Here is a 12,000-nt window from a genome sequence, read left to right on the forward strand (position 1 = left end):
GGCCCTTCCCTTTGGGAGGGGAAATATGGTACGCTCTGGAACAAAGTGGTTTAGCTCTCCAGCAGCGGTAACAGCGAGGACACTCCATGCACCAGCAGAGGCGTGGCGTGCTGACCGGACTCTTGCTTATCGTCGTGGCCATTGTGCTGGTTTTGTTAATGGGCGTGGTACAGGCACATGCCCCACTTGGCTTTCTATGGGCCGGCAGCGACGTGAGCCTACAGCAACAGGGACAGGAGACACCGCAGACGCTCCACCTGCTCAATGGCAGGCTGGCCTCGCTCGGCTGGATCGTCGGACGCGACTGCCAGCGTGGCATCCAGGCCTATCTGCAGACCGCCGACATTAATCCCGATGCGGCCCTGGTTGGTAGCGGCTGGGTCAATCCCCTGACAGGGCAGCTGATGGACGGCGAGAGCAATAATTGCCAGCCGGGGACCCTCAGCATGGACAACGTGGTTCGCCTGATCCATAGCAAGGGGGGCAAAGCCTACCTGACGGTCACAATGGAGACCGACGCTAACGGCTGGACGGCGCAGCAGCAGTCGGATTACATCAAAGCCGCTACCCAGCAGCCGGCCTATATCCAGGCAATCGTCAACGTCGTCAAGCAGGGCGGCTACGATGGAGTCATTATGGACCTGGAGGGCGCCGATCGTACCTATCCGCAGATCCAGCAGCTTTTCGCGGATTACAACCGCCTGGTCTGGAAAGCCATGCAGGCCCTCAATAAGCCCTATGGCATCGCCCTCATTCATAAGGTGGCCGACCAGGACGACTACTACAATCTGAACGGCTTTGAGGACTGGTCGCTGCTCGGACACTGCGCCGATTTTATCGTCATCATGTCACTGGACGAGTCCTATTTCACGCCGGGGCCCACAGTGAGCGTGCCCTGGCTTAAGCAGATCCTGGCCTATGCCCTCAAGACTATGCCCCAGATGCTGCCTCGCACCATCTGGGAGTTTCCCCTTTATGGGGCGCGCTGGCATCAGGCCGCCGACGGGCACTGGGTCTTTGATGGCGGAATCAACTACGCCGACGCGGTGGCCCTGGTCAAGACTATTCCCGCCGCTCAGATCGACCAGGAGGCCAGCAACCTGAACGACCCCTACGCCGCCCACCTGGTCTACACGGACAGCAGTGGGACCAGGCACGCCGTCTGGTACCATACCGCCGAGAACTTGCTGCGCATCATTCGTGAATTTCGCGACCTGCTGAAGCAGACGCCGCAGTTCAGCAGCGCTCAGGCTTTTTTGCAAATCGCTGTCTGGTACCGGGCCACCTGGGAGCCGGGCACGCTCTGGCGCGCGCTGCTGCCGATCCTCCCCAATGCCACTGCCTAGACCGGGTGTCCCGTCCGTCGCAGGACAGTAGAGTCCTGGCCCGGGCATACTTTCCGTCCCTGGCCGTCTGCGGCAGACAGCAGGAAGCCAGGCTGGCCAGCCTCATTCTTCCAGTCCAGGAACCAGACGACGCGTGCCCTCCACAAGGATACGCAGCACCAGCTCACTCATCTCCCTTGCCGTCAGTTTCCCCTCTTCACGCTTGCTCCACTGGACGGCACAGCCAAAGATGGCCCAGCTCATGACCTCTGCCAACGTCTCCACAGGCACCGGGCGCGACGACCATCGATGAGCTGAGCTATTGGCTGGAGCTTGCCGCAGCCACTGAAGCAAGATGCGCGCTAGCTCTTGCTGGACCGCCCGCTCCATCAAAGGATCAAACTGCCTTCCCGCCGGTGAGCAGTACTCATGCAACCCGCCAAGGAACTCAAAGACAGCGCTGATGAGCAGGCGCAGACTTTCCAGCCGCCAGCCTGGGGTAGCTGGCAGCTTGCTGGTAACAGCCTCCAGAAAGCGTTCGCGGATCACCGCATCAGCCAGGGCATATTTATCGCTAAAATGGGCGTAGAACGTAGTACGATTAACAGTTGCCTTCTCAGCGATATCCTGAATACTGATATCGGAGAAGCTCTTCTCTTGCAAGAGTTCTAGAAACGCTTGCTGCAGCAGCCGCCGGGTACGGCGGACGCGCGGATCAACGTGTCCACCTGCTGATTCTCCCAAGGGCTGCCCTTCCACTGTGCTCATAACTGTTCTTCACAGCCTCCTGTGTGGACTAACTCGACGCTCGGCGCCCAACTGCCTCAAGTCGTTGCGATCACGACTTTGCCAACAGAGGGCAGCCTCCTGTTGCCTAGACAACAGAGAGGCTGGATTGTCTCTTGCCCAGCAGTTCCAGGGCACAGTAGTATGATAAGCAACATCTATTGCTTAGACAATAGCCGATGCTTTCAAGATAGCTGTTGTTTAAGACAAGGAGGGAGAACAATGAGCAACTGGCTTCTCTGGATCGTACAGAGTCTGCTAGCCCTCGCCTTTCTGACAGCGGGAGTCATGAAGAGTGTTCGCCCATTAGAGCAGCTCAAGCAGAGCATGGCCTGGGTAGGCAGGGTGCCACCAATGCTGGTGCGCTTTATCGGTATCTGCGAGCTTCTAGGAGCTATAGGGCTTGTCCTCCCGCTGGCGACCGGCGTTCTCCCCGGGCTGACGGTGGCTGCTGCCGGTGGTCTGGCCCTCATCATGATCTTTGCCGCCATTTTCCACGCCAGGCAAGGCGAATATCGCGAGATTGGCCTCAACTTGATCTTGCTTCTGCTGGCGCTAGTTGTCGCTATCGGGCGACTGCCAAGTGCCCATTTCTAAAAACGCTGCCGGTCCTCTTTGTGGGGATACCGTAATTAGCAGAAGGGGCCTAGGAGGCGCAGGACCAGCGTCCGCGCCTCTTCAACTCAAGAGCGATGAGGCTCCTTCCAGGCAAGGAAGCAATGTCAAGCGGTCGGACAGAGGGAAGAAACCGGAGCTGGGCCACAGCAGCTCAGCGATGCTGCTCCAGCTGGACCCTATACTCTGGCACCAGGCGGATGGCCCGCAGCGTCACCGGCAAGGTACCATCGCTGGCAGGCGCTGGCAGCCGCTCCCTGGAGAAGTAGCGCAGCACTGGGGCATCAGCCCGTAAAGGAGTAAAGCGCAGGATCAGCTCCAGTTCCTGCCCGGGCCGCAGAAAGCGCTTCAGACCGATCACCCACGGCTGCTCAGAGCCGAAGCAATCGGCCACCAGCCGCCCATCGAGAAAAGCCTGTCCCACATCGGCCACACAATCCACATGCAGAAAGAGGTCGTGCACCCCTTCCAGGGCCTCTGCCGCCAGCCGCAGGCGCACCACCTGCGGCTCGGGCTGCTCCAGCGACCAGCGAGCCTGCCAGGGAGTACGCTGCAGACGGTAGCGCCAGAACAAGCCTTGCTGGCCGCACTCTGCCAGCAGGCCCACCTTCTCCAGCGTCGCGGGCAAGCGCGGATAGCTCAGTAGATCAAGCTGAGACTCGCCCTGCCAGCAGATCGTTAGCCCCTCCTCCTCGGCATCGACCCAGGCCGTTCCCTCACTCTCAGCAAGCAGCAGATATTCGCCGCCAGCTAACTTCACTTTCCAGCAGCGCAGAGCCTGATCCTGCGACAAGACAAGCAGTTCAACGGTCTCGCCCGACAGGCTGGTTGCCTCCAGGCGCGTCTCCAAACCAGGCTCCGGCCAGGCATAGAGCGTTTCCCTCTCTTCCAGCATCCTCCCCCCCACCACCGCCAGAGCCTGGCAGCCCTCACGAGCAAAGGCAAACTCGGTCCGAAGTCCTTCGGGAGCAAAAAAGGCCAGAGTCGTTCGCCCGTCAGCGCGCAGTACCGTCAGCGGCTGGGCCGTGGCGTAGCGCAGGTACAGGCCATTAGCCAGCTCCAACCCAATGGGGAAGATAGCGCTCACTCCCCACTGCAGCCGCAGACCACCCTCACGCGGCAGACGCAGCCGTCCCTCCGGCAGCAGGACCTCCAGCGTGATCCCCTCCAGATCCTGGCCCACGGCATGATCCTGATAGGTATTGACAAAGAGAAAGCCCTGACCCTGTTGAGCACGCGCCGCACAGCGCAGTACCCCAGTCATCTGCGGCTTCACGGCAGCGGCCCCCGGAGGTAGCACCACTGGCAGCGGAGCCAGTTGACTGCCGAACTCCGCCAAGAAGAGGTGCAACAGGCGCAGATGATGATAGGAGGGATGGAGCTGACCATACTCCCCCAGAGGGGCCTGGAAATCATAAGAGAGACGCGGCACCGTAAACTCGTTGAAGAAGCTGTGACGACCGACCGGATTCGAGCCACCGTGGTACATGTAATAACCCAGCCAGTTGCAGCCGCTGCCCAGAGCCACCAGGGCCAGCGCCTGCGTGCATTCAGGTGGCACCTGGGGACGATGAAGATAGGTCATCTGGATGCCGGCCCCCAGCTCGCAATAGGCGTACGGATAGCGCTCTACTGGATAGCGGAAGGCCCCGGCCCGCCACCAGTCGCTTTCGGGCTGCTGCGGGGAGCGAAAGAGAAATTCACGGCTGGGCGATGGCTCAAAGGCAGGATCAGGCTCCCAGGGCGTAAAAGGATAGGCGGCATGCATCGGCAAAAACCCCTCCGCGGGTACGGCAGCTCCCCCCCAGGCCGTGCAGGTGTAGAGGGGTGCCTCCAGACCTACCTCGCGGGCCAGGGTCAGCAGGCGCTCCAGATGGGCTGTTCCATCGTTGCCCCGCGGCACCCACTCGCTGCCAGGCCGAAAAGTTAGCTCCCAGGGCGCCCCAGCATGCATATACTCGTTCTCTAGCTGCACGCCGAGAATTGGCCCTCCCTCCTGAAAAAAGAGTCCCCGCACCTGACGCGCGATCTCAGCGAAGTAGCGGCGCACATAGAACAGATAGCGCTCGTCATTCGAGCGCACAGCCACCGCCCGCCCGTAAAGCCAGTCGGGCAACCCACCGTTACGACACTCGCCATGCACAAACGGTCCTACACGTAGCAGAATCTCCAGCCCCATCTCACTGCAGAGCCGCACAAAGGCGCGCAGATCGCGATTGTCCGACCAGTCAAAGCGTCCCTCCTCTTCCTCGACGTGAATCCAGAAAACATAGATGGAGACCAGCGACAGACCGCCGGCACGCATCTTCTGCAGCGCTTCACGCCAGTAGCGGCGCGGATAGCGCGAGGGATGGAACTCGCCCATGACGGGAATCCAGGGCTGCCCGTTGCGGAGTAAATAGCGATGCGCCAGAGCCAGAGTTTCTCCTTGCGGCGAGCGTGCCAGGAGGCGCGGCTCTGGTAGCCCCTCCGCCGCTGCCTCCGCAGCGCGCAGGTCGAGTCGATAGTAGGAACGATCATCAGCGGATAGGCGTGGCTGCCAGGATGTGGCGGACAATGGGCTTCTCCCTCCTGCTCTTCTCTCTTACTGACTGAAGAATCACTTGCTCGATCACTCACACGCTGAGGCCGCCAGCAGTCTGAGTGCCGGGCGCTACCTATTTGTCAGGTTGAGCTGTCGTCAGGAACTATAGTTGTATAGGGGACAGCCAGCCAGAACCTGAACGGCGACCACAGACATAGATGGAGGCGCCAGGCGGGTAGAGAGCGCCAGCAGCGTGACAGACAGGTCGGACGCAGACAAAACGCCCGGTCAGGACGAAACAGGGGCCGCGGTGGACTGGCGTACCACCAGAGAAGGCGGGACCAGACGCAGCGGGGCTGTCTCTGCCTGGCGCTGAGGCGCGCCATCGTTGCCCTCGCCAGCCAGCGGCAACTCGTGCCCCTGCTCCCGGCTCGCCGCCTCAATTTGGGCCAGCAGTAGCTCCGTCGCCTCCTGAGCCAGGCGAGTTTTGGGAATAGCGATGGTCGTCAGGGGCGGACGCAGATGGGCAGAGACCACAATGTCGTCAAGGCCAACGATCGAGATATCCTCGGGTACGCGCAGCCCGCGGTCAAGGACCAGCTCCATTGCCCCGAGGGCCATCCAATCGTTCGTCGCAAAGATCGCCGTTGGCGGCGCCAGCTCCTGCCCGACGCTCAACAACTGACGCGCCGCTGCATAGCCGCTTTCCAGCGAGGAATCACCCAGGGCAATACGGTCCGGGGGTAGCTCCAGTCCAGCCTGCCGCAATGTCGTACGGAAACCTTCTAATCGCAGGTGCTGCTGAGGCTCATCAACAATCACGGCAATGCGCCGATGCCCCAGCGCCAGCAGATGCTCGGCAGCCAGCTGCCCCGCCCGGAAGAAATCTACCGTGACCTGGGGGATGTCCGACGGCGACTCATTCTCTTGCCAGTCGCAGAGCACAATGGGCACTCCCTGACGGAAATAGTGCGCAATGTCGGCTATGTCCATGCTCGACCCCATGATGATGTAGCCATCAACCCAGCGACTCATCAGCCGCTCCATCTGCTGCCGCCCCAGGGCAAAATCACCGTGCGTGTTGCAGAAGAGGGTCTGGTAATCCCGCTGGCGAAGAATGTGCTCGATGGCCTCCATGATCTCAGGATAGAAGGGGTTGGCAATGGTGGGCAGGATGAGAGCCACGGTAAAGGTCCGGTGCTGCGAGAGGTTGCGCGCCAGTAGATTGGGCCGATACCCTAGCTCCCGAGCATAGTAGAGCACACGCTGACGCGTGGCCTCGCTGACCTTGCCTTTGCCACTCAGAACGTTGGCAACTGTGCTTTTGGCAACCCCTGCCGCCCGCGCAATGTCGTAAATCGTAACCATGTGCCCCTTTCTGGCTGCCCCAGGCCGTTCATGCTGCCACTGCTGAAAGCGAGATTCCTTCATCGAAAGCGCATCCTCAACTCTTCGCTTAGAGTATAGAAGATGGACCGGTCCATGTCAAGTAATAGTCCATTCACCCTTGACATGGACCGGTCCATCTTCTATACTTTTCGCGTGTGGACCGTTCCACCTCCCCCTTATCAGGGCAGGCAAGGAAAGCGGTCGGATTGGTCGGCCTGGCAGGAAGCCGGCGCCCCACACCAGCGAGCGGCTGAAAGAGGGCGATCTGGGTAGGCAGGGATGAACGGACGGGCGGACGGACGGACGAACTAATGGGCAAGGCGGATGAAGAGACGACTGAGGGGATGGATGGGAGGAGAGACGGATGACTGAGTCAGTGCCGAGAGGACGAACCAACGAATCGACGTCGCCGGGTCAATCGGTCACTCAGTTGAGTGCGTCTGCAGTGTCTTTAGCAGGCGTCAGCTCCTACAGTGCAGTCAAGGAGGAAACGAGAGATGAACCGCGGTCTCCTATTTTGCCGTGCCAGGGGGATGGCCAAGGCCGGCCTGCTGCTGCTCCTGGCGCTCAGCATCGGCAGCTATCTCGTGGCCTGTGGTGGGACGCCCGCCAGCTCTGGGCCGGTGACGCTCACCTTCTGGTCCTGGGTGCCCAACCTCCAGCAAGCGATTGATCTCTTCGAGAAGAGCCATCCCAACATCAAGATCAAATGGCAGAACGTCGGTTCGGGCGGCACGGAGTACACCAAGCTGACGACAGCTCTCAAGGCCGGCTCAGGCGCTCCCGACGTGGTGCAAATCGAGTACGCTTATCTTCCCCAGTACATCCTCAGCGGGAAGCTGGTTGACCTTTCGCAATACGGGGCCAACGACGTGAAGGATCAGTTCGTCCCCTGGACCTGGGCCCAGGTCACCAGCGGCGGTAAGGTGTATGCCATCCCCCAGGATACCGGCCCGATGGGCCTGCTCTACCGCGAGGATATCTTTAAGCAATATAACCTCCCCGTCCCCACCACCTGGGACCAGTACGCCCAGGAAGCCATTCAGCTGCATAAGGCCAATCCCAAGATTTATATCACTGACTTCTCTGCCAGCGATGGCCCCTGGTTCTTCTCGCTGCTCTGGCAGGCCGGTTCCCAGCCCTTCGTGGTCAATGGAACGACGCTCAAGATCCATCTGGATGACACCGCCGCGCTTAAGGTGGCGAACTACTGGGGAAACCTGGTCAAGAGTGGGGCGGTGAGCACCACCGCTGATTGGAACAACGACTGGTACGCCGCGCTCCAGAATGGGACGCTGGCTACGTGGATCACTGCCGCCTGGGCGCCGTCCGATCTGGAGGGATTCGCGCCAAAGTCCGCCGGCCTGTGGCGCGTGGCGCCGCTACCCCAGTGGACTGCTGGAGAGCAGGCCTCGGCCAACTGGGGCGGCTCGACCGATGCGGTGACGACCCAATGCCAGCACCCCGCGGAGGCTGCGGAGTTCGTCAAGTGGCTCAACACGAACCCCGAGGCTGTCAAGATCTTGACCCAGAAGCTCTACCTCTTCCCCTCTCAGAAGAGCGCTCTACAGGACCCGAGCTTCGATACGGCCAACTCATTCTACGGTGGTCAGCAGGTCAACCGCATCTTCGTGGAGTCCGCTCAGGAGGTCAATACTTCTTTCCAGTGGAGTCCTTTCCAGGACTATGTCTTCTCCCAGCTGCAGAATCAGCTGGCGGCGGCGGTGAACGGCAAGATCTCGTTCGAGCAGGCGATGCATAATACGCAGAACGCGGTGGTGGCCTACGCGCGCTCACAGGGCTTTACGGTCATCTCATGAGCAAGGACGTCAGGGAGGTGCCGGGACCCAGGACCGGGTGTCGGTCGGTCAGCAACCGGGGCCAGCCGCTCGATCGCTCCCGGCACCGCTCCTGGCCCACGATGCCCTGCTGCTCCCAGGCTCGGCGCTGGGTCGGCTCTTCCTCACCCTCTCTTTTGCCTTCCTCGTCTGAATGAGAGGCCTGTACGATGATACCGTCACGGCATATGGCAAAGCATAGTCAGACTGAAGCAATACAGCAAGCGATCGAGGTCCAGGAACTGGCACCGCCCGCCAGCGGCCTTCCCAGCGCTCTGCGGCGCTGGCGACGCTGGCGCCAGCGAGCGGTGATCCCTTACCTCTTCTTGCTCCCGTTCTTGCTGCTCTTCTCATTCTTTATCCTGGTACCGCTACTATACGCGCTTTGGACTAGCTTCTTCGTCGAGCGTTTGATCGGAGGCACTACCTTCGTAGGACTGCAAAATTATCAGGAGGTCCTGCACGACGGCAATTTCTGGGAGGGGGTGCGCAATGTCCTCCTGCTCCTGTTTACGCAGGTGCCCTTGATGCTCGGCCTCGCCCTGGTGCTGGCCCTGCTGCTCGATAGCCAGATCGTGCGCCTCAAGACAATCTTCCGCCTGGGCTACTTTCTTCCCTATGCGATCCCCAGCGTGATCGGCGCTTTGCTCTGGGGCTATCTGTATAGCGCTCATATCGGCCCTTTCGCCCAACTGGCGGAGTTGCTGCACTGGCCCCCACCGCCCTTCTTGACCGCCGCCGGCCTCCTGCCTTCGATCGCCAATATTTTGACCTGGCAGTGGACCGGTTACAATATGGTGATCCTTTATGCCGCCCTGCAGGCCATCCCGCCGGAGCTCTACGATGCGGCGCGCGTAGACGGGGCCAGCGGCTGGGAGATCGCCCAACGCATCAAGATTCCGCTGATCGCCCCGGCCATTGTGCTGACAGTGGTCTTCTCGATCATTGGGACACTGCAGCTCTTCAATGAGCCGCAGATCATGACGGCCATCGTCCCTAATCTGATCCAGGACCACTATACGCCGAACCTCTACGCCTATAACCTGGCCTTCACGAACCAGCAGTATAACTACGCCGCCGCGGTCTCCTTCGGGCTCGGCGCCGTGGTCTTCGTCTTCTCCTACGTCTTCATGCTTGTGACCTATCGCAGGGGGCAACGCTGATGGCTCGTATTGGATCGCTTCCGGCTGGCGGCCCTGTCGCTGCCACACGGCAGACCTCGGCCCGGGCAGTGGGTCGACGCAGCGGCTGGACGCTGCGCGGTCTGGTCCTGCTCTTCCTGGTGCTGATGCTGGTCTACTTTGTGATCCCGCTCTTCTGGCTGGTGGTTTCGGCGACGAAGACCAACGATGAGCTGTTCTCGACTTTCGGACTGTGGTTCGCGCCGGATTTCCATCTGCTGGAGAACCTGCACGATGTCTTTACTTACGATGACGGCATCTTCGTTACCTGGCTGACCAACTCGGCCTACTACGCGGTAGTGAGTGCCCTGGGAGCCTCCCTGATCGCGACACTGGCCGGTTACACCTTCGCCAAGCTCTCTTTCCCAGGGCGCGAGCTGGTCTTCGCTATTATCCTGGGGAGCATCATGGTACCCAATACAGCCCTGGCTATCCCCACCTACCTGGTACTGAGTAAGGTCGGCCTGGTGAATACGCCGCTGGCCATCATCTTGCCATCGCTGGTGACCCCCTTTGGGGTCTATTTGATGCGCGTCTACGCTGAGCAGGCGCTCCCTGACGATTTGCTCGATGCAGCACGCGTCGATGGGGCTAGCGAGTGGCGCATTTTCTGGAGCATTGCCCTGCGCTTGCTGGCTCCCGGCTTTGTGACGGTGCTGCTGCTGACCTTCGTGGGAACGTGGAATAACTTTTTCCTGCCCCTGGTGGTAACCAATAACCCGGCGTACTACCCGCTGACAGTTGGCCTGGCCAATTGGAATCAGCTGTCCCAGACCTTCAGTGGGTCGCGCATTCTCTATACGCTGGTGATTACCGGCTCGCTGATCTCGGTGATCCCACTCATGATCGGCTTTCTCTTCCTGCAGCGCTACTGGCAGAGCGGTTTGACCTTTGGCAGCCTGCGCTCTTAGTGCTCTTGTGGCCCGTCTGCCCTCTGCCAGGCATCGTCACTGTGGTAGGTTCTGTCCTGTTGTTGTTGAGGTTGCCGGCCCAGGTGAGACGCGAGCAAAGCCACTCCCAGTCTGTAGCTAGCCCTGGCCGGCAGATAGGGCAGGATGCCCTGAGACTTCTCGATCTCACTGAGGAAGGTAGGCAGAATCGATGGATCGCAAAGAGCAGAACTATCCCCTCTCTGTTGCCAGGGGCGTGCGATCCGCGCCCGCCCTCTGGAGAGAGCACGTCAGCCGACGGCGTTTCCTTGGTCAGATGGCCTCAGCAACAGCCCTGGCCGGCGGTCTGACCCTCGGCGGCGGTCTGCCAGCGGCGCTGGCGGCTCCGCACCCGGCTCCTCGCCAGAGCGGTCGACCCCGCCCCCGAGTGCTGGGTCACGACCTTTCTACGCTGCAGCAGCTGGAAGACGTCGGCAAGCACTTTTCTGATCAGGGGCACGTGCTGCCCGCCGAGCAGATCGTGGCTCATCATGGCGCGACGTTTATCCGTGAACGACTGTGGGTCCAGCCGCCGATCCCGTACAACGATCTGCCACATATTTTGACGATGGCCCACCGGATCAAGGCTGCGGGCCTGCACTTCTTGCTCGATTTCCATTACTCCGATTTCTGGGCCGACCCCAGCCATCAGACGACGCCACAGAGCTGGCAGGGCCAGGATCTGGCAACGCTGGCACAGACGGTCTACGATTATACGCGCTCGGTGCTGGGGGCCCTGGCACGCCAGGGGACACTACCAGAGATGGTGCAGACGGGTAACGAGGTGACTGCAGGGATGCTCTGGCCCCAGGGCCAGATCTACGTCAACGGGACAGAGCGCTGGCCCCAGTTCGCAACTTTGCTGAAGGCGGCTATCGCCGCTGTACGCGATACCAGCCAGGCGATCGAGGTGATGGTGCACATCGATCGCGGTGGCGATAATGCTGGCAGCCGCTACTTCTTCGACCACGTACTGGCTCAGGGCGTAGATTTCGACGTGATTGGCCTGTCATACTATCCGTGGTGGCATGGGCCGCTCTCGGCGCTGCAGGCGAATCTCAACGATCTGGCGCCGCGCTATGGCAAGGACCTGGTGGTCGTGGAGACAGCTTATCCCTGGACCTTGACCGATGGGGACAGCGAGCCAAATATTGTCAATGCCCAGACGCCACTGCTGCCAGGCTATCCACCGACCCCCGAGGGACAGCTGGCCTATATCCGCACGGTGCGGGCCATCGTAGAAGGGGTGCCACAAGGCCGAGGACGGGGATTGGTCTATTGGGAATCTGCCTGGATACCCGGGGTAGGCTGGGAGCCAGGGGCTGGCGACGCCTGGGACAACATGACACTCTTTGATCGTCAAGGTCGGGCCTTGCCTTCGATTCGCTGCTACCAGTAGCAAACCAGGCACGA

The 12,000-nt window shown here is 60.8% G+C and carries 9 protein-coding genes; 6 read left to right on the forward strand and 3 right to left on the reverse strand.

Annotated elements, in window-relative coordinates; genetic code table 11:
* Positions 1-86 precede the first annotated feature (86 nt).
* Positions 87-1,346 (forward strand): glycoside hydrolase family 18 protein, encoded by a 1,260-nt coding sequence (locus KTAU_RS10985; protein WP_151728430.1) that lies wholly within the window; start codon positions 87-89, stop codon positions 1,344-1,346.
* A 102-nt stretch (positions 1,347-1,448) separates the two neighbouring features.
* On the opposite strand, the gene KTAU_RS10990 is transcribed toward KTAU_RS10985, so the two are convergent.
* On the reverse strand, positions 1,449-2,093 hold the full coding sequence (locus KTAU_RS10990) for a TetR/AcrR family transcriptional regulator (protein WP_151728431.1): 645 nt from the start codon (positions 2,091-2,093) through the stop codon (positions 1,449-1,451).
* A 240-nt stretch (positions 2,094-2,333) separates the two neighbouring features.
* Between KTAU_RS10990 and KTAU_RS10995 the strand changes: the two genes are divergently transcribed.
* A complete protein-coding gene (locus tag KTAU_RS10995) occupies positions 2,334-2,708 on the forward strand; it encodes a DoxX family protein (protein WP_151728432.1) in 375 nt (124 codons plus the stop codon).
* A 172-nt stretch (positions 2,709-2,880) separates the two neighbouring features.
* Here the strand turns inward: KTAU_RS10995 and KTAU_RS11000 are convergent, their stop codons facing one another.
* Entirely contained in the window at positions 2,881-5,283 is a 2,403-nt protein-coding gene (locus KTAU_RS11000; protein WP_151728433.1) for a beta-galactosidase, read from the reverse strand.
* A 255-nt stretch (positions 5,284-5,538) separates the two neighbouring features.
* Complete coding sequence (locus KTAU_RS11005) at positions 5,539-6,681, reverse strand: LacI family DNA-binding transcriptional regulator (protein ID WP_151728434.1); 1,143 nt, start codon at positions 6,679-6,681, stop codon at positions 5,539-5,541.
* 455 nt (positions 6,682-7,136) lie between these two features.
* On the opposite strand from KTAU_RS11005, the gene KTAU_RS11010 reads away from it, so the two are divergent.
* The 4 genes from KTAU_RS11010 to KTAU_RS11025 all read left to right on the forward strand — a co-directional run bounded on the left by KTAU_RS11010 (position 7,137) and on the right by KTAU_RS11025 (position 11,986).
* Positions 7,137-8,459: an ABC transporter substrate-binding protein gene (locus KTAU_RS11010; RefSeq protein WP_151728435.1), complete on the forward strand. Its 1,323-nt coding sequence runs from the start codon at positions 7,137-7,139 to the stop codon at positions 8,457-8,459.
* A 206-nt stretch (positions 8,460-8,665) separates the two neighbouring features.
* A complete protein-coding gene (locus KTAU_RS11015; RefSeq protein ID WP_151728436.1) occupies positions 8,666-9,640 on the forward strand; it encodes a carbohydrate ABC transporter permease in 975 nt (324 codons plus the stop codon).
* Positions 9,640-10,569, forward strand: coding sequence for a carbohydrate ABC transporter permease (locus KTAU_RS11020; RefSeq protein ID WP_151728437.1), 930 nt, complete (start codon positions 9,640-9,642; stop codon positions 10,567-10,569). The genes KTAU_RS11015 and KTAU_RS11020 overlap by 1 nt, the downstream gene beginning before the upstream one ends.
* Positions 10,570-10,759: 190 nt before the next feature.
* Positions 10,760-11,986 (forward strand): glycoside hydrolase family 53 protein, encoded by a 1,227-nt coding sequence (locus KTAU_RS11025; protein WP_228026407.1) that lies wholly within the window; start codon positions 10,760-10,762, stop codon positions 11,984-11,986.
* Positions 11,987-12,000: the final 14 nt, after the last annotated feature.

Origin of the sequence: Thermogemmatispora aurantia (assembly GCF_008974285.1) — a bacterium.
Lineage (GTDB): Bacteria > Chloroflexota > Ktedonobacteria > Ktedonobacterales > Ktedonobacteraceae > Thermogemmatispora > Thermogemmatispora aurantia.